This is a genomic window from Collinsella sp. AK_207A, from assembly GCF_902501965.1.
Taxonomy (GTDB): Bacteria; Actinomycetota; Coriobacteriia; order Coriobacteriales; family Coriobacteriaceae; genus Collinsella.
This window is the reverse complement of record NZ_CABWID010000020.1, coordinates 43,899-59,894: the sequence shown is the minus strand read 5'-3', so window position 1 is coordinate 59,894 and position 15,996 is coordinate 43,899. Positions and strand designations below refer to the sequence as shown.

Genomic DNA, 15,996 nt, shown 5'->3' with positions numbered 1-15,996 from the left:
CCTTTGGAGGAGCCTAACGGACATGGGACCCGCTTTGCGACTGGACGTGAAATCGGCGGTTCGGGCGCGGGTACGTGTGAGGACGGGATGGAGTGTGGCGTCGAGTAGCCTGCTCATGGGCGTGGGTAAGACCTGCTGCAGAATTATTGGAAGTGTGCCGGGTATAAGCAAGCTAAATAAGGATGCAGGAGAAGGAGCTTTGCCATGTGCACGTCAATTCGATTCAACGGCGCGGACGGTTCGATGTACTTTGGGCGCAACCTCGACTGGGTGTGCGGGTACGGCGAGAGCATCGTCTTCTCGCCTCGAAACTTGCCGTACCGGTCGGTCCTTGGGGCGCCGCAGCGCGCGGAAGGCTTCGCCGTTGTGGGCGTGGGCGTGTGCGCCCAGGGTCGCCCCCTGTACTTCGATTGCGCTAACGAGCGCGGTCTCGCCGTGGCGGGCCTCAACTTCCCCGGTTACGCGGACTTTCCGCATGAGCCCGTCGATGGGGTGGATAGCGTCGCCACCTTCGAGCTCCCGTATTGGATTTGTCGGAACTTTGAGACGGTAGACGAGCTCGCTGCGGCGCTCGAGCATACCGACATCGTATCTTTGGTGGTGCCGGGAAAACCCGAATCGTTCCTGCATTGGATGGTCGCCGATGCTAGTCGTTCCATCGTCATCGAACGCACCGCGACGGGCTTGCACGTGTACGACAACACGGTGGACACCCTTGCGAACCAGCCGGAATTCGGCTGGCATCTGGAGAACCTGCGCAACTACATGACGAGCGCGCCCGAGTTTGCGGCACCCGTCTCGTGGGGCCGACAGGAGCTTGCCGCTTGGGGCGCGGGCGTGAGCATGCGCGGCATCCCCGGAGATGCCTGTTCGCCCTCGCGTTTCGTGCGCGCGGCTTACACGAACGCGCACTATCCGGTGAAGGATAACGAGCGCGAGAACGTTTCCCGTCTGTTCCACACCCTGGGCGGCGTCCAGATGGTGGAGGGAACGGCGGCCGTATCCGATGGAAGACTCGAGAAGACATTGTTCACCAGCGGATATTCATCTTCCACGAACACGTACTACGTCAATTCGTACGACGACTTCGCAATCCGTGCCTTCCCCATGTCCGATTTCGACCAGGATGGCATCGAGATCCAGACGCGCCCCATGCGCTAGCTGCTGTGTGCCATGACGTTGTTGACGCCGACGATGCGCGACATCGGTGGCAGGCCCCCGCAGGCGCTGTGCGGCCTGCCCCAATTGCAGTTGACCCTTGTCCCGGGCAGCTATCGCGAGTTTATCTTCCGGTCTTTAACGCTTCTTTAGAAACGGCCCTCACCCTAGGAATTGCAAGTAGGTAATCCTAGGGATGGAGGCTCTCATGGCATACGTATTGGAGACGCGCGGGCTCACGAAGCGGTTCGGCCGCGGCAGCCGCGCGCAGATGGCGGTCGACGGCGTGAGCCTGCACGTGGGGGAGGGGCGCGTGTACGGCCTGCTCGGCCCCAACGGCGCGGGCAAGTCCACCACGCTCAAGATGGTCACGGGGATGCTGCGCCCCACCTCGGGGCAGATCCTGGTCGACGGGCATCCTTGGAGCCGCGGCGACCTATACTCCATCGGCTCGCTCATCGAGCAGCCGCCGCTCTACCCCAACCTCACGGCGCGCGAGAACCTGCTCGTGCGCACCACGTTGCTGGGCATCCCCGAGGGTCGCATCGACGAGGTGCTCGAGACGGTCGACCTCACCGACACCGGGTCCAAGCGCGCCGGGCGCTTCAGCCTGGGGATGAAGCAGCGGCTCGGCATCGCGATCGCGCTGCTTGCGAGCCCGCGGCTTCTCATCCTGGACGAGCCGACGAACGGGCTCGACCCCATCGGCATCGAGGAACTGCGTGGGTTCATCCGGAGCTTCCCCACGCGCGGGATCACGGTCATCGTGTCGAGCCACATCCTGGGCGAGGTGGAGCAGACGGCCGACGACATCGGCATCATCGTCGGAGGGCGGCTTGCGTATGAGGCACCGTTGCAGGCCGGCCAGGACCTCGAGGCCCTGTTCATGGATGTGTGCCGACGGACGGGGGTGGCCGCATGAGCCGGTCTGCTGCTGTGTCCGAGCGCGTCGCGAGGCCGGTGCCGCAGGCGGGGTCAGCGCGCCGTCCCGGCCTCTTCCGCGCCCTGCGCTCCGAGGCGCTGAAGAGCTCCCACGGGGCGCCGGTCAAGGTCGCCATCGCGCTTGCGCTGCCGTTCCCGTTGCTCTTCGGCCCGCTCTCAGGGCGCTTCGGCATGAGCGCCGAGCTCTCGTTCTCGGCGTGGAACTACTACTACGTGCTGCTCCTGCCCGTGGCGCTCACGCTCATCTCCGCGTGTGTGGCCAACTACGATGCGCGGCTGCGCGGTCACGTGCCGCTCTCCAGCCCGGCTCCGCTCGGGCGGGCCTGGTGGGCGAAGGCGCTCTGGTGCCTCGCGCTCTCGGCGCTCTCGAACGCTTGCGTACTCGCCGTGTACCTCGTGGGTGCCGTCGTAAACCCGGGCGGGCCATCGGTCCCCGCGATGGCGTCCGCTGCGGTGACGAGCGTCATCGCGACGTCGTGGATGATTCCGGTGACGCTCTTCCTCGTCTGCCGGGCCGGGATGCTCGCTGGCGTGCTGGCGCCGCTTGCGGTGCAGATCGGCGGGGGCTTCGCGTGGTCCGCGGTGGGAGGCCTGTGGTGGGCGCTTCCGCCGGCGGCCTCCGTCATCATGCCGAGCGCCTTCTTGCCTGTGCTGCCCACGGCCGAGCCGCTCTCGGCGTCGCCCGAGCTCGCGGCTGCGATTGGGTCCTTCGGGCCTGTTCAGGCGGCGGCGCTCGCGGTTTGCGCGGCGGTGTTCGTCATGCTTACGGTCGTCGGTGCGGTCTGGTTCAGGGGATCGGAGGAACTGTGATGGGAAGCGGAAGGCATGTTGGCTCGAGCGTTGGCCAGACGTCCCGGATGTCCCTATGGCGCGCCGTGCTCTCGGAGTGCGTGCGGCTCAGGCGCTCCCCGTTGATCGCGCTGCACCTGGCGTGCGGCCTTATCGCCGGCGTTGCCTGCGGGGCATACTTCGGCGTGGCGCCGTGGGATCCGCGCCTTGGTACGGACGCGTTCGTCCAGCTTATCGGCGCGCTCATGCCCCTCATGGTCGCGATCGTGTGCGGCCTGGATGTCGACGGTGAGCGCGAGGCGTCCGGCCTTGCCAACCTGCTCGCGGTGCCGTCGAGGCGCATCGCCCTTGCGGCGCGCGTGCTCGTGCTGTGGCTGCTCGGCTTCATCGCCGTGGCGGTGGCGCTCGGTTCGTTCTCGGCGGTGCTCGGGGCCTTCGGGCGCGACGGGTTCTCGGCGGGCGTCTACGCCCGCGCTGCCGTGGGCATGGCGGCGGGGTCACTCGTCCTCTACGTCGTGTCGGTCTGGCTCGCGCTCGCCCTCGGCAGGAACGCCGCCATCGGCGTCGGCGCGGCGGGGCTCGCCTGCGCCCTCTTTGCCGTGGGCGGTCTTGCGCACGGGCTCGTCACTGGTGAGCTCACCGCGGCTTCGTCGGGCGTGCTCGGCTACGTGCCGTTCGCCTGGGCGGAGCGGTTGGGGTCGCTCCTCGTAGAACTTGGACTGGCCACGGATGCTGGTTTGCGCGCGGTGATTTGGCAGCTCGAGGTGACTTCTGTCCTTGCCTTGGTGGTCACGGCGATTTGCCTTGTCGTCCTTCTCGTCTGGATTGGCTTCTTCGAAGAGGGGAGGAAGGGCGAGTGAGCTCGCGGGGGTGCCTGCCGTTCCGCTCGCCACGCGTCTGCCATCGTTCGATCTCGCACGGGTAACATGAACTAGGATGGAACGAGCAAATCCGCTATTGAGGGGGAGTGTGATGGCCCGCATCCTTGCGGTCGACGATGACCGTTCCATACTTCAGCTGCTCGAGCGGGCTCTCTCCCGCGACGGTCACAAGGTCGAGTGCGCCGACGACCCGACTTCGGTCCCTGCGATGGATCTCTCTCGTTACGACTTTATCCTCACGGACGTGATGATGCCCGGTCTCGATGGCTTCGAACTGGTCCGCCTCGTCCGGGAGCGCTTCGACGGGCCCATCATGTTCCTCACCGCCAAGGTCGCCGAGGACGACGCGGTGCTGGGCCTCGGCCTCGGCGCCGACGACTACGTGCGCAAGCCCTTCGGCGTGGCGGAGCTGCGCGCGAAGGTGACGGCGTCGCTCCGCCGCGAGCGCCGGGTGCGCCGGAGCGTGCTCGACCTCGGACGTGCACGCTTCGACCTCGGGGCGCGCGAGCTCAGCGTGACAGCTCCCGACGGCTCGACCGGCGCGCCCGTCCCCCTCACGCCTACCGAATATGGCATCTGCGAGTTTCTCGCCAAGCATCCCGGTCGCGCCTACAGCCGGTCGCAGATTCGCGAGGCGGTGCGGGGCTGGGAGAGCGAGGCGGATGACGCGGCCGTCTCGGTCCACGTGGGCAAGGCGCGTGCCAAGCTCCGGGCTGCGGGCGTCGACCCCATCGCCACCGTGTGGGGTGTCGGATATAAGTGGGAGGCGGGGAGATGAGCCGTCTTCGCGGTTTGGACGGCCGCATTCGCGTCCCGCTTGCCCTCGTAGTCGGTCGCTACTTCGTCCTCGTCCTGTTCGGGGCGCTGCTGACCGTGGGCGGACCTTGGGCACTGTTCTTCGGCGCGATGGCGCGCGGCGAGGTGCTCCCGGCGGACTGGGGCTCGACCCATGCGGACGAGACTGTCGGCGACATCGCTTCGGCGGGTCATCTTGATCCCGACTCGCTCTCCACCGCATACCGCGGGGCGCAGCTTTCGGCCGTGGGCAGCGTCCTCTTCTCGAACATGGGGGAGGAGGCACTCGCCAGCGCCCAGACGTCGGTCTCTTCCGCAGCTGCCGCCGGTGAGACGTCCGCCCGCCCCGGCCCCGACGTCTCGTCCGGCTCGTACGAGCAGGTGGCGGCCGTGAAGCTCGCCGATGGTACCTGGGCGGCAATCTCCTGGGACATGATGCCCCACTGGGCCGACCGCGCACGGGACGCGTCCTGGCCGAACCCCCAGGACCTCTGGCTCGCCTCGACCATCATCGGCACGGTTCTCATGGTCGTTCTCGTCGCCCTGCGCGCCGCCCGCGTGCTCACGCGCAAGATGGAGCCGCTCGTGGCGGCGGCAAATGCCGTTGCCGCCGACGACCTCGACAAGCCCGCCGGCACGAGCGACGTGGCCGAGGTCGACGACGTGCTCGTCGCGATGGAGCGCATGCGAGTCTCGCTGAAGCGGTCCCTTGAGGAGCAGATGACGGCTGAGGAGGCCCGGCACAAGCGCATAGAGACGCTCGCCCACGAGCTCAAGACCCCGCTCACCCTCGTCCAGGGCAACGCCGAGCTCCTCGCCGCAGATCTCGAAGAGGAGAGGCTCCAAGGCGAGCAGGCCGACGAGGCCCGCGCCATCCTCGATGCCACGCATCGGCTTGATGTGGCCCTCATCGACATCATCTCCGCCTGGCAGGAGGGTGAGCGGGACGGCGAGGGGCGGTTGGAACCCGATGCGGATTCGCGAGGCTAAGCTCGAAGTGCGCAACAGTGAAATAGAACCAATTGACGGGGATGCCTGACTGTCCCAGCCGACTCTTCATCCATATTGGATGTGGGTGTGCGCAGCGAGGGGACTTTACACCCTTGTCTCCCCGTCTTACCATAAACGTACGTAAAAGCGTACGCTTTTGGGAAGGGAGGCCGCATGACTTCTATTACGGCAACGGCGGCACGCAAGGACCTGTACAACGTTATCACGCGCGTCAACGAGGACTGCGCTCCGGTGGTCATCACGAACAGTCGCGGTAAGGGTGCTGTGCTCGTCGGAGAGGATGAGTGGGCCTCTATCGAGGAGACGCTCTATCTCATGGGTATTCCCGGCGTTGCCGAGTCGATTGTTGCGGGGAAGGCGGAGCCGGTCGAGATTTGCGCCACCGAAGACGCGCTGGACTGGTAGCCATGTGGCTTGTCGTGTTCACCAAGCAGGCCCAGAAGGATGCAAGGCAACTCAAGGCGGCGGGGCTTGCCGGCAAGGCGAAGGCGCTTGTCGCGGCGGTGCGGGAGGATCCCTTCAAGGTTCCTCCGCGCTATGAGGCCCTCGTTGGCAATCTATCTGGCCTCTACTCCCGTCGCATCAGCCTGCAACACCGCTTCGTTTACGAGACGATCAAAGGGGAGATTGAGAGGGGCGGCACTCTCTATGAGGGAACGGTCAAGGTCGTTCGCATGTGGACGCATTATGACGGGGTGCGGTAACGGTTGGACGCTGGACGCGACCCTCATCGACATCATCGACGCTTGGCGAGAGGATGAGCGGGGCCACGCCTGACATTTTTGAGGCTTCTGCCGTTCCTGTGCGTGGGGCCTAGCTGCTCAAGCCAACAGGTTGTTTACGCCAAGCTGGTGACAGACAGGGAGCGCCCCGCCAAGCTGTGAGTTGTCTAGGCTTACGGCGGGGACCCTCCCATGTCCCAGCATCCCAGCGCAAGGCTCACGCCCAAGGGGCGGGAGCGCATGGTTGAGCGCATCGAGGCCGGCGAGCCGGTGTCCGAGGTCGCGCGCCAGGTTGGCGTGAGCAGGCGGACCGCCGGCAAATGGCTCGCGAGGGCGAGGGCCGGCGAGCCGATGGCCGACCGCCCGAGCCGCCCCCGCACGCTGGCGAAGCTCACCCCGCCCGACGTCGAGGACGGGGTCTGCGAGGCCCTCGCGGCGTCGGCGATCGCCTTCTCCGCCTCGCGCGGGGTGGCCGTCGAGCGCGTCGTGGCCGACAACGGGCCCGGCTACCGCAGCCGCCTCTTCAACGAGTCCCTGGAGGCCCGCGGCGTCAGGCACAAGCACACAAGGCCTTTCAGCCCCTGGCAGAACGGCAGGGTCGAGCGCATGAACCGGACGCTCGCGCGGGAGTGGCGGTACGCCCGGGCGTGGGGGAGCGAGGCCTCCAGGGCGGAGGCTCTGGGGGCCTGCATGGGCCACTGCAATTGGGGCAGGCCGCACGGCGCCTGCGGGGACCTGCCCCGAGTCACGGATCCACGGCGTAAACAACGTCATGGCACGCAACAGCTAGGTCTGAAATCCGCTGTCACCCTAAGGTGTCAACCGGCCCAGCGGCGCCGGCTCCGTGCCCCTTCCGTGAAAGAATGTAACCGCGCCGACAGAGACGGCGCGTGCGAACGCATTCACAAGAAGGGGACACGATATGACTTCTCAGGTACTGGAACGTCCGGCGGGGACGGTCGAGGGGGCGCCGGCGCCGGCCGCCTCGGGCGAGTCCCTCGCCGTATCCACCCGCGGGCTCACCAAGCGCTACGGCGACGCGACGGTCGTGGACGACATGGACCTCGAGGTGCCCGAGGGCGCGGTGTACGGCTTCCTCGGCCCCAACGGGGCGGGCAAGTCCACCACGATGAAGATGCTGCTCGGGCTCGTGCACGCATCAGGCGGCGAGGCCGTCGTGCTCGGGCGGGAGATGACCCCGGACAACCGCCTCGAGGTGCTGCGCGAAGTGGGCTCGCTCATCGAGGCCCCCAGCTGCTACCCGCACCTCACGGCGCGCGAGAACCTCGAGATCGTGCGGCGGCTGCGCGGGCTGCCCGAGAGCTGCATCGACGAGGCCCTCTCGGTCGTCCGCCTGGACGACGCGAAGACCCAGGGGAAGCTCGTCGGGCACTTCTCGCTCGGCATGAAGCAGCGACTGGGAATCGCCGTCGCGCTCATGGGCCGCCCGAGGCTGCTGCTCCTGGACGAGCCTACCAACGGCCTCGACCCCTCCGGCATCCACGAGATACGCCAGCTCATCCGCGAGATGCCCGAGCGCTTCGGCTGCACGGTCGTCGTGAGCAGCCACCTGCTCTCCGAGATAGACCAGATGGCCGACTACGTGGGCATCATCAACAAGGGGCGCATGGTCTGGCAGGGAAGCATGGCCGACCTGCACGCCCGCGCGCGGCGCTGGCTCGCGCTGCGCACCACGGACAACGCCGCGGCGGCGGGGGTGCTGCCGGGCACGGTGGCCGACGGGGAGTGGCTGCGCATAAAGGCCGTGGACGACGCGACTGCGGGGCAGGTGACGCTCGGGCTCGCCAGGCGCGGCATCGGCGTCGTGCGGCTGGAGGAGCGGAGCGAGAGCCTCGAGGACATATTCCTCAAGCTCACGGGGATGGAGGCGACGCTCTGATGGGAATCGCCACCAACGCCGGCCAGCCCGGCATCGCCGCGTCCGTCGCGCTCGAGTTCGCCAAGGCCCGTCGCAAGCACCTGTGGCTGGCGAGCCTGGGCCTGCTCGCGTTCCAGTTCGCCTGGCTCGTCGCGGGCGCCTCCAACACCGTGCGCCACAACCCTGACTTCGACGGCATCCTCTACATGCTGCCGCAGCTGAACGCCATCGTCCTGCCGCTGCTCTGCGCCATCGTGGCCTCCACCGTCACCGACGTGGAGAACCGGGCGAACATGTGGAAGCTGCTGCTCACCATGGAGGACGCCCGGCGCGTGGTCGCGGCCAAGTGGGCGGCGTGCCTCCTGATCCTCGCCGTGGTCGTGGGCGTCCAGACGGCGGGCGTGGCGGCGGTCGCGTACGGGATCGGGTTCCAACAGAACCTGCCGGGGCCGGCCCTGCTCGCCCGCTACGCGCTCAGCACGTTCGTCGTGTGCGCCATGCTCATCACCATCGTGCAGGCGGTCTGCCTCGCCACCGCCAACCAGTTCGCGCCGATGATCGTGGGCGTGGGCCTGTGCTTCCTCGGGCTCTTCATCGCCTACCTGCCTCCGGTGTTCAGCTGGTTCGTGCCGAGCGCGTACTTCTTCGTGTGTCGCCTCGTCGACGGCGCCTACGACGCCTCGCAGCACATGAGGTTCTGGGCGGCGCCGTTCCCGGCCGCGGGGCTCGCCGTCTGCGTCGCCGTGACCGTCGCCGCGTTCATCGCCTCCAGGCGCGCCTTCGCCGCCCGCGAGCTGTAGGGAGGTTTGATCATGCTTGCATCCTGCATATCCGCCGAGTTCATCAAGATGCGCCGGGCGCCCGTCTGGGCCGCCTTCGCCGCGCTGCCCGCCGTCTCCGCGCTCATCGGGAGCGCCAACTACGTGGCCAACCTCGACCTCCTCACGCCCGGCTGGGAGAACCTCTGGACCCAGCACACCCTGTTCATCTGCTACTTCTTCCTTCCGGCGCTCATCGGCGCGGGCGCGAGCTACCTGTGGCGGCTCGAGCACATGGGCTCCAACTGGAACGAGCTCATGGTCGCCCCGGTGCCCGCGCGCGACGTGTTCATCGCCAAGCTCGTCGTCCTCGCCCTCCTGGACCTCGTCGCGTTCGCCGCCATGACGGCGTTCTTCGTCGCGAGCGGCATCGTCCTGCGCGTGCCCGGCGCCTTCCCGGTGGCGTCGTTCGCCGAGCAGGTGGTGCTGGGCTGGATTGGGAGCCTCGCCATCTGCGGCATACAGCTCGTCGTTTCCATGCTCGTGCGCAACTTCGCCGTGCCGGTGGGCGTCGGGCTGGGTGGCGGGATCTTGGGGATCATGGCGGCGATGGGCGGCCTTGGCTACGTCTTCCCGTACGCGCTCATGCAGTCCGGGATGAACAGCAACGCCCTCGTGGTGCTCGACGCGCCGCACATCGCCCAGATCGCCGTGTTGAGCGTCGTCTACGTGGCCTGCTCGGTCGCCTTCGCTTCGGCCTGGCTCCGCACGCGCGACGTCGTCGCGGCAAAGTAGCGCCCGGCGTGCTCGTACAATGTGGTGTCGGGATGTGAGGTGATGGGATTGGACGTGAGGCCATGCGGGCCGGGCCTTTCCGGCGCCGCCGCGCCGTTGGACGCGTGGGACGACGCGCCCCTTCTGCGGCTCGCCGCGCCCGTGCTCTGCGTGGCGTGGGAGGCGGCGATGTTCGCCCGCGTGGTGTTCGCGGGGGCGGACCCCTCGCTGTCGGCGCCCTCGTCCCAGGCCGCCCTGTTCGTCCTCATGGCCGTCGGCTGCGCGGCGCTGTTCCTGCGCTACCGCCTTCCGGTCGTCTCTGTGCTCTTCGAGTCGGTCGTTGGCCTGCTGGCCTCGGTGATGGGCGCGCTCGCGTACGTGTACTTCCTCCCGCTCGTCGCGCTCTACGCCTGCGTGGCCCGCGCGCCCCGGCGCGAGGCGGCCGCGGGCGGCGTCGCCGCCGTTGCGACCGTCGCGCTCTCCGCCGTGGTCGACGGGTTCGCGGGTGCCTCCGCATCGCCCTCCCCCTCGCTTGCGATGTCGCTCGCCGGCATCGGGTACCCGCTCATGCTGGTGCTCGGGGCGGCGCTGCTCTCGCGCTTCCGCTTGCAGCGCCTCCGGGAGGCGGAGGCGGCCGCCCGCGCCGAGGCGGAGCGCGACCGCGCGCTCGCCAAGAGCCGCATCGCCGCCGAGCTGCACGACTCCGTGGGACACGACCTCACGGCCATCGTCGCGCTCTCGGAGGGGCTCGCCGGCGCGACCGGGGACGAGCAGCTCGACCGGGCCATCGCGAGCATCAACGAGCTGGCGCGCTCGGGGCTCGCCGACACGCGCCGCGCCGTGCGGGCGCTGGCGGGCGAGGCGAGGAGCACGGCGGCGCCATCCGCTCTGCCGGGTTCCGCGCCCACCGAGAAGCCGGCCGAGCGGCATCGCTGGGACGAGATCGCCGCTCTTCTTGGGTCCGTCCGCGCCGCCGGCGTCACGGCCGCCCTCACGGAGACGGGCGTGCGCCCGGACGACCCCTCCCAGGCCGGCCTCGCCTTCCGCGTCTGCCGCGAGGGCGTCACGAACGCGCTGCGCCACGCCGCGGGGCTCTCGCGGCTCACGGTCTCGGTGGACCACGGCGGGGATGGCTCTGCCGACGTCGCAATCCGCGACGATGGAACCCCTGGCGAGGGGGCCGGGGGTCCGGGCACCGGCATGGGCCTCTCCCGCCTGCGCAGAGAGGTCGGGGAATCGGGCGGAACCCTCTCCGCCGGTCCGGTCGGCGAGGGCGGCTGGTGCCTCAAGGCGCATCTGCCGTCATTGGTGGGGGCCGGCGAAGGGGAGGGGGAGCCCGATGGCGACGAATAGCGGCATCGCGGGAGCGGCCGCGTCCGCGCGCATCCCCGTCATGATCGTCGACGACCAGCCCGAGACCCGCCTGGGCCTCGCGCTCATGGTGCGGCGCGACCCGGGCCTCGCCATCGTGCTCGAGGCGGAGGACGGCCGTCAGGCCATCGACCGCATCGAGCGGGCCGAGGAGCTCGGGCGCGACCTGCCTCGCGTCGTCCTCATGGACGTGCGCATGCCCGTCCTCGACGGCATCGACGCCACCGCCGCCATCACCCGCCGCTGGCCGAACGTCTATGTGCTCATGCTTACCACCTACGACGAGGACGACTACGCCTTCGGCGGGCTCGAGGCGGGCGCCTCCGGCTTCCTCCTCAAGGACGTCCGCGCGGGCGAGCTCTGCCGCGCCGTCCGCTCGGTGGCCGACGGCGACGCCGTGCTCACGCCCCGCGTCACGCGCGAGGTCCTCGCCCGGAGCGTGCGCGCCTCCGGTCAGGATAAGCGCGCGGCCGAGCTGCGCAGCGCGTTCCGCCGGCTGACCGACCGCGAGCGCGAGGTCTGCGCCCTCGTCGCCGACGGCCTCTCCAACGCCGAGATCGCCGAGCGCCTCACCGTCCAGCCCGCGAGCGCCAAGCGCGCCGTCACGCGTATCCTCGCCAAACTGGGCCTGCGCGACCGCACCCAGATAGCCGTCAAGTGGTACCAGGCCGGGCTATGAGGTGGCGCTTGAAAGCGAAAGGCGGTGCAGGCGTGAAAGAACGCCCGCGGCAATCGCCGCGGGCGCCCCTCGTCATGGACGACTCTCTTTAGCGGGGTTCGAGCCGTCGCTCCTAGCTCGAGAACGTCACCTCCCCGCCGCCCTGGAGCTGGTCCTCGGGCACCTGATATGCGGTTTCACGAGTGAGTCACCGTCGCCTACCCCTCGCGCGACCCCCGCGACCCCATCCCGCTCCTCCACCACGCCACGGCGAGCTGAGTGCGGTCGCGCAGCCCGAGCTTGGCGAGCACGCGGCTCACGTTCCTCCGGGCGCTCGCGGGCTCCATCACCATGCGCGCGGCGACCTCCTCGTTCGAGAGCCCCTCGGCCACGAGGGACGCCGTCTCGAGCTCGCGGGGCGATAGCGAGGAGAGCGCCTCCAGGAGGCGGACCCGCTCGGGGTCCTCGGCGGCACCTGGGACGGCGCGGGCGACGACCTCCCGCGTCACGCGGGGCGTGAGCACGGCGCCGCCGGCGGCGAGCTCGCGGACGGCCCGGCACAGCTCGCGGGCGGTGGCGTCCTTGAGCAGGAACCCGGCCGCGCCGGCGGCGAGCCCGCCCAGCGCGTAGTCGTCCCTGTCGTAGGTCGTGAGCAAAAGCGTCCGCACGGAGGGGAAGCGCGAGGCGACCTCGCGGGCGAGCGTCACGCCGCCCGTCCCGGGCATGCGCACGTCCGAGACGACGACGTCGGGCAGGGGCTCGCCGGCATCCTTCCGGCGCGCGAGCTCCGCAAGCGCCGCCCCTCCGTCGTCGGCGGTGGCGATCACGGAGAGCCCCGGGTCGCGCCCCACCATCATGGATAGGCCCATCCTCGCCGAGGCCTGGTCGTCAACGACCACCACGCGTATCATCCCGGGCTCCCTCCGCCGTCATCATCGGGGGTCTGCCCCCGCGGGCCCCAGCCCGCTTCGATCGGCCCGCCGCCCGTCCTCTCCTCCGCGTCGGCGACGAGGCCGGCGAGCTCGCGCACCGTCTCGCGGGTTTGCGCGAGCCCCGCACGCGCCTCCGCGTTGATGGCGGCGACCGCCGCATCGACCCGCTCGTCTCCGGTGCCGCCTCCCAGCCCCTCGCAGAGCGTCACGATGGCGGTGAGCCGCTGGCCCACCGAGTCATGGAGCGAGGCGGCCATGCGGGCCTGCCGCTCGGCCTGGTCGCGGCGCGCCTCGGCGGCCATGGCGCGCGCCCTGGCCTCCCGGGCGTCGTGCGCGCCGCGCAGGGAGCCGCCCAGAAGGAAGGCTGAGCCCGCGGTGAGCTCGCGCGCCGCGATCTCGGCCACCAGCGCGGCGGGTCCCGACCCGTCCGCGGCCACGAGGGCGCTCACCGCCATGGCCGCGCAGGCGATTGCGAGCCCGGCGAGCGAGCGCGGGAAGGGCGCGTGCCGCCCGGCCGCGAACGCCGCCACGAGGAACGGGGCCACCGCGTAGCTGTCGAGGCCCGCCACCGTGGCGGCGACGAGGGCGGCCGACTCGAGCGCGAGCGTCCCCAGGGGCAGGGCCGTCCGCCAGAGCAGGGCTGCGGACGCGGCCGCCACGGCGAGCGCGAGGGTCGCCGGGCTCGCCGCCCGCTGCACGACGTCGCCGGGTATCGCCGGGGCGATCGTTGCCGTGATGACGGTCGCCTCCCCGTAGAGCAGGCACGCGAGGGGCGCCGCGAGCAGACGGGGCGCGAGGTGCGGCGCGAGGCGCCGCCCGGCCTTGTCGACAGCTCTCATTCCCGCGCCCCCTCGGTCACTCCGTTCGCGCATCCAGTTCTTGTACCCGTCGGGGCGGGGCCGTGACCTACCACCTGCCGGTGAGGAGGTGGGAGAGGGGCGCAACCCCAGCCACCACGAGCAGCGTGCAGGCGATGACGACGAGCGTCCACCATGCGGGCGACAGCACGTAGTCCAGCCCCGTCTCCGCAGGACGCGGTCCGTCCCGCCGGCTCCCCCGTGCCCTATGAGCACAGGCCCGCCGCCGGCGAGGAGCGGACGGCCCCGCGGACTTGCGCCCAGCGCGCCGCGAGCAGGACGGCCCAGACCACGGCGCCTGCGGCCAGCGCCTCTGGCAGCGGCGCGTATGCCGCGGGCGCTCCCCAGAACATCCAGGTGAGGGCAAACGCGGCGAAGGAGGAGCAGGCGATGGGCACGAGCGAGAGCAGCACGGCGCCCAGGGCGACGAGTGCCGACTGCCACGCGACCGCCGCCGCCACGCCCCGGGGCGTGAGGCCCAGCGTGCGCAGCAGCGCCTGGTGCCTCCCCTCGTCCCTTGCCGAGAGTGCGAGTACGGCGACCGCGGTGGCGAGCGCGAACCCCGCGGCGAGGCCGATCAGTGCGTAGGTGTCTGTCATGTCGAACGAGCCCGAGAACCCCAGGCGCCGCATGACGGCCTCGAGGGTGCGGGCGGTCGTGAGCAGGATACCCCCTGCCCCGCCCACCGCCGCGGCGAGCGGCACCATGGCCGAGGCGTTGCGCGAGGCGAGCTCGGTCGCCGCCCGCGCCGCGAGCCGGCCGACGGGCGAGCGCACCGCGGCGGGTAGCACGCCGGCGACACGCAGGGCGGCACGGACGCCGCGCGCCCCGAAGGCCACCATCGCCAGCAACGAGAGGAGCCCGGCGAGGGCCACGAGGTTCGCCATGGCCTGGGAGAGCTGCCCGCCCGCTGATTCTGCCGCCGGGAGGCCGGCGAGGGGCGTTGCGAGGGCGCAGGCGACGAGTGCCCACCCGAGGATGGGGTGGCCGCCCCGCCCCCGCCTTCCTGCGCGGCCTCCCCGCAGCGAATCCACGGGCCTCACCCGTGCGGCGCGCACGGCGGCCGCGACGGAGCCGAGCATGCAGGTCGCGACGCTGAGTGCGAAGGAGAGGGCCCACGCGGCCGGGGAGGCGGAGAACGGCGGAGGCGTGAAGGAGCCGAGGCCGCCGCTGAAGCTCTCCGCCGCCATGCCGTCAAACGCGGGGACGAGCAGGGCGGAGAGCGGCACGGACGCGAGGCTCCCCGCGAGCGAGCCGACCGCCGAGGCGATGCCCACGAGCAGCAGGGCGGCGCGCCCCGCCTGCCCCGGCGTGGCGCCCATGAGCCGCCAGAGCGCGAACGTCGGGCGGCAGCGCTCCACCGTCGCGGCGCCCACCGCCGAGAGCGAGAAGAGGGCAAGCAGTGCCACCTCGGCGTACACGGTGACCGAGACCGCCTGGAACTCGAAGGCGGAGAGCCCCGCCGCGCCGGCGGCCGCGCCGAAGGCTTTCGACGACGTCCAGGCGAACTGGTTCGCGCACACGCCCACGAGGGCGGAGGTCGCGGCGATCACGAGCACGATCGGGACCCAGCTTGCGAGGTCCTCGCGGAATATCCTGAGCGCGTACCTACCCACGGCCGATCGCCCCTTCCCGCGTGCCGGCGAGCACCTGCTCGGGCGTGCAGTGGCCGGCCACGCGCGTCACCAGCCCGTCGCGGACGAACGCCACGCGGTCGGCCGTCGCCGCGGCGTCCACGTCGTGCGTGACCATGACCACGGTCGTGCCGGCGTCTGCCATCTCACGCAGGACGCCCAGGACGAGCGCGGTGTTCCTCGTGTCCAGGGCCCCCGTCGGCTCGTCGGCGAAGAGCACCGCCGGGCGGGAGAGCAGGGCGCGCACCAGGGCGGCGCGCTGCTGCTCGCCGCCGGACAGCCCTCCCGCGGGCGCCTTCGCGCGGTCGGCGAGGCCGAAGCGCCCGAGCAGGTCGCGGAGCCTCCCGCGGTCGACCTTCCCCCGCGCGAGGGCGATCGGCAGGGTCGCGTTCTCCTCCACCGTGAGGTAGGGGACGAGGTTGTAGCTCTGGAACACGAACGCCGCAGCCTGTCGCAGGAAGCGGGTGCGGGCGCCCTCGCCCATGGCGTACAGGTCGCGGCCCGCGACCAGCACACGACCCTCGTCCGGGGCGTCCAGCCCGCTCATGCAGTACAGGAGGCTCGTCTTGCCCGCCCCCGACGGCCCCACGATCGCCGTGAGCCCGCCCGCGGCCGCGAGCGAGCAGCCCCTGAGGACCGGGACGCGCTCCTCGCCCGTGTCGGCCCAGCGCTTGACGCCCTCGGCCCTCACCTCCGCCGCAGCCATGCGCGGCACCTCCCTTCGGGCGGGCGCTCCGCGCCCACCGACTCGTCCGTTCGACGCCACCCATGGAACCACCGCCCGTGCGCCCCGACGCCGCGCGCCAGTCGGTTGCCATCTCCAGATGGCAGTCTC

17 protein-coding genes and 1 pseudogene are annotated in these 15,996 nt (G+C 70.5%); 14 read left to right on the top strand and 4 right to left on the bottom strand.

Going from position 1 to position 15,996, the window contains the following annotated elements; genetic code table 11:
• The first annotated feature begins 204 nt into the window (after positions 1 to 204).
• The 14 genes and pseudogenes from bsh (at position 205) to GDJ97_RS07865 (ending at position 11,759) form a co-directional block, all read left to right on the top strand.
• A complete protein-coding gene (gene bsh, locus GDJ97_RS07930) occupies positions 205 to 1,161 on the top strand; it encodes a choloylglycine hydrolase (RefSeq protein WP_152070755.1) in 957 nt (318 codons plus the stop codon).
• Between the two features lie 205 nt (positions 1,162 to 1,366).
• Positions 1,367 to 2,080, top strand: coding sequence for a lantibiotic protection ABC transporter ATP-binding protein (locus GDJ97_RS07925; protein WP_152070754.1), 714 nt, complete (start codon positions 1,367 to 1,369; stop codon positions 2,078 to 2,080).
• A complete protein-coding gene (locus tag GDJ97_RS07920; RefSeq protein ID WP_226808930.1) occupies positions 2,077 to 2,910 on the top strand; it encodes a bacteriocin ABC transporter permease in 834 nt (277 codons plus the stop codon). The genes GDJ97_RS07925 and GDJ97_RS07920 overlap by 4 nt, the downstream gene beginning before the upstream one ends.
• A complete protein-coding gene (locus tag GDJ97_RS07915) occupies positions 2,910 to 3,749 on the top strand; it encodes an ABC transporter permease (RefSeq protein ID WP_152070753.1) in 840 nt (279 codons plus the stop codon). The genes GDJ97_RS07920 and GDJ97_RS07915 overlap by 1 nt, the downstream gene beginning before the upstream one ends.
• Positions 3,750 to 3,861: 112 nt before the next feature.
• The gene (locus tag GDJ97_RS07910) at positions 3,862 to 4,548 is read left to right on the top strand and encodes a response regulator transcription factor (RefSeq protein WP_152070752.1); all 687 of its coding nucleotides are present in this window, start codon (positions 3,862 to 3,864) and stop codon (positions 4,546 to 4,548) included.
• Positions 4,545 to 5,555, top strand: a complete 1,011-nt coding sequence (locus GDJ97_RS07905; protein WP_152070751.1) for a histidine kinase dimerization/phospho-acceptor domain-containing protein — start codon at positions 4,545 to 4,547, stop codon at positions 5,553 to 5,555. Before GDJ97_RS07910 ends, GDJ97_RS07905 begins: the two co-directional genes overlap by 4 nt.
• Positions 5,556 to 5,729: 174 nt before the next feature.
• Complete coding sequence (locus GDJ97_RS07900; RefSeq protein WP_152070750.1) at positions 5,730 to 5,981, top strand: type II toxin-antitoxin system Phd/YefM family antitoxin; 252 nt, start codon at positions 5,730 to 5,732, stop codon at positions 5,979 to 5,981.
• A gap of 2 nt (positions 5,982 to 5,983) precedes the next feature.
• Complete coding sequence (locus GDJ97_RS07895; RefSeq protein WP_152070749.1) at positions 5,984 to 6,280, top strand: Txe/YoeB family addiction module toxin; 297 nt, start codon at positions 5,984 to 5,986, stop codon at positions 6,278 to 6,280.
• A 210-nt stretch (positions 6,281 to 6,490) separates the two neighbouring features.
• A pseudogene (locus tag GDJ97_RS09860) lies at positions 6,491 to 7,054 on the top strand (integrase core domain-containing protein); the annotation flags it as partial.
• A gap of 166 nt (positions 7,055 to 7,220) precedes the next feature.
• On the top strand, positions 7,221 to 8,198 hold the full coding sequence (locus GDJ97_RS07885) for an ATP-binding cassette domain-containing protein (protein ID WP_152070748.1): 978 nt from the start codon (positions 7,221 to 7,223) through the stop codon (positions 8,196 to 8,198).
• A complete protein-coding gene (locus GDJ97_RS07880) occupies positions 8,198 to 8,977 on the top strand; it encodes an ABC transporter permease (protein ID WP_193221369.1) in 780 nt (259 codons plus the stop codon). The genes GDJ97_RS07885 and GDJ97_RS07880 overlap by 1 nt, the downstream gene beginning before the upstream one ends.
• Positions 8,978 to 8,989: 12 nt before the next feature.
• Positions 8,990 to 9,730 (top strand): ABC transporter permease, encoded by a 741-nt coding sequence (locus tag GDJ97_RS07875; protein ID WP_152070747.1) that lies wholly within the window; start codon positions 8,990 to 8,992, stop codon positions 9,728 to 9,730.
• A 54-nt stretch (positions 9,731 to 9,784) separates the two neighbouring features.
• Positions 9,785 to 11,062, top strand: coding sequence for a sensor histidine kinase (locus GDJ97_RS07870; protein ID WP_193221360.1), 1,278 nt, complete (start codon positions 9,785 to 9,787; stop codon positions 11,060 to 11,062).
• Positions 11,049 to 11,759 carry a response regulator transcription factor gene (locus GDJ97_RS07865; protein WP_226808928.1) on the top strand — a complete coding sequence of 237 codons (711 nt, stop codon included), beginning with the start codon at positions 11,049 to 11,051 and terminating at the stop codon, positions 11,757 to 11,759. The genes GDJ97_RS07870 and GDJ97_RS07865 overlap by 14 nt, the downstream gene beginning before the upstream one ends.
• Positions 11,760 to 11,956: 197 nt before the next feature.
• Here GDJ97_RS07865 and GDJ97_RS07860 read toward each other — a convergent pair whose 3' ends face one another.
• The 4 genes from GDJ97_RS07860 to GDJ97_RS07845 form a co-directional block, all read right to left on the bottom strand.
• Positions 11,957 to 12,649: a response regulator transcription factor gene (locus tag GDJ97_RS07860; protein ID WP_152070745.1), complete on the bottom strand. Its 693-nt coding sequence runs from the start codon at positions 12,647 to 12,649 to the stop codon at positions 11,957 to 11,959.
• A complete protein-coding gene (locus GDJ97_RS07855; RefSeq protein ID WP_193221359.1) occupies positions 12,646 to 13,509 on the bottom strand; it encodes a histidine kinase dimerization/phosphoacceptor domain-containing protein in 864 nt (287 codons plus the stop codon). Before GDJ97_RS07855 ends, GDJ97_RS07860 begins: the two co-directional genes overlap by 4 nt.
• Positions 13,510 to 13,733: 224 nt before the next feature.
• Positions 13,734 to 15,143: an FtsX-like permease family protein gene (locus GDJ97_RS07850; protein WP_152070743.1), complete on the bottom strand. Its 1,410-nt coding sequence runs from the start codon at positions 15,141 to 15,143 to the stop codon at positions 13,734 to 13,736.
• Positions 15,136 to 15,867, bottom strand: coding sequence for an ABC transporter ATP-binding protein (locus tag GDJ97_RS07845; protein WP_118335736.1), 732 nt, complete (start codon positions 15,865 to 15,867; stop codon positions 15,136 to 15,138). Before GDJ97_RS07845 ends, GDJ97_RS07850 begins: the two co-directional genes overlap by 8 nt.
• Positions 15,868 to 15,996: the final 129 nt, after the last annotated feature.

Excerpts from the sequence above, each read along its gene's own strand:
- bsh (WP_152070755.1), top strand. The coding sequence starts at position 205 with ATGTGCACGTCAATTCGATTCAACGGCGCGGACGGTTCGATGTACTTT.
- GDJ97_RS07925 (WP_152070754.1), top strand. The coding sequence starts at position 1,367 with ATGGCATACGTATTGGAGACGCGCGGGCTCACGAAGCGGTTCGGCCGC.
- GDJ97_RS07920 (WP_226808930.1), top strand. The coding sequence starts at position 2,077 with ATGAGCCGGTCTGCTGCTGTGTCCGAGCGCGTCGCGAGGCCGGTGCCG.
- GDJ97_RS07915 (WP_152070753.1), top strand. The coding sequence starts at position 2,910 with ATGGGAAGCGGAAGGCATGTTGGCTCGAGCGTTGGCCAGACGTCCCGG.
- GDJ97_RS07910 (WP_152070752.1), top strand. The coding sequence starts at position 3,862 with ATGGCCCGCATCCTTGCGGTCGACGATGACCGTTCCATACTTCAGCTG.
- GDJ97_RS07905 (WP_152070751.1), top strand. The coding sequence starts at position 4,545 with ATGAGCCGTCTTCGCGGTTTGGACGGCCGCATTCGCGTCCCGCTTGCC.
- GDJ97_RS07900 (WP_152070750.1), top strand. The coding sequence starts at position 5,730 with ATGACTTCTATTACGGCAACGGCGGCACGCAAGGACCTGTACAACGTT.
- GDJ97_RS07895 (WP_152070749.1), top strand. The coding sequence starts at position 5,984 with ATGTGGCTTGTCGTGTTCACCAAGCAGGCCCAGAAGGATGCAAGGCAA.
- GDJ97_RS07885 (WP_152070748.1), top strand. The coding sequence starts at position 7,221 with ATGACTTCTCAGGTACTGGAACGTCCGGCGGGGACGGTCGAGGGGGCG.
- GDJ97_RS07880 (WP_193221369.1), top strand. The coding sequence starts at position 8,198 with ATGGGAATCGCCACCAACGCCGGCCAGCCCGGCATCGCCGCGTCCGTC.
- GDJ97_RS07875 (WP_152070747.1), top strand. The coding sequence starts at position 8,990 with ATGCTTGCATCCTGCATATCCGCCGAGTTCATCAAGATGCGCCGGGCG.
- GDJ97_RS07865 (WP_226808928.1), top strand. The coding sequence starts at position 11,049 with ATGGCGACGAATAGCGGCATCGCGGGAGCGGCCGCGTCCGCGCGCATC.
- GDJ97_RS07860 (WP_152070745.1), bottom strand. The coding sequence starts at position 12,649 with ATGATACGCGTGGTGGTCGTTGACGACCAGGCCTCGGCGAGGATGGGC.
- GDJ97_RS07855 (WP_193221359.1), bottom strand. The coding sequence starts at position 13,509 with ATGAGAGCTGTCGACAAGGCCGGGCGGCGCCTCGCGCCGCACCTCGCG.
- GDJ97_RS07845 (WP_118335736.1), bottom strand. The coding sequence starts at position 15,867 with ATGGCTGCGGCGGAGGTGAGGGCCGAGGGCGTCAAGCGCTGGGCCGAC.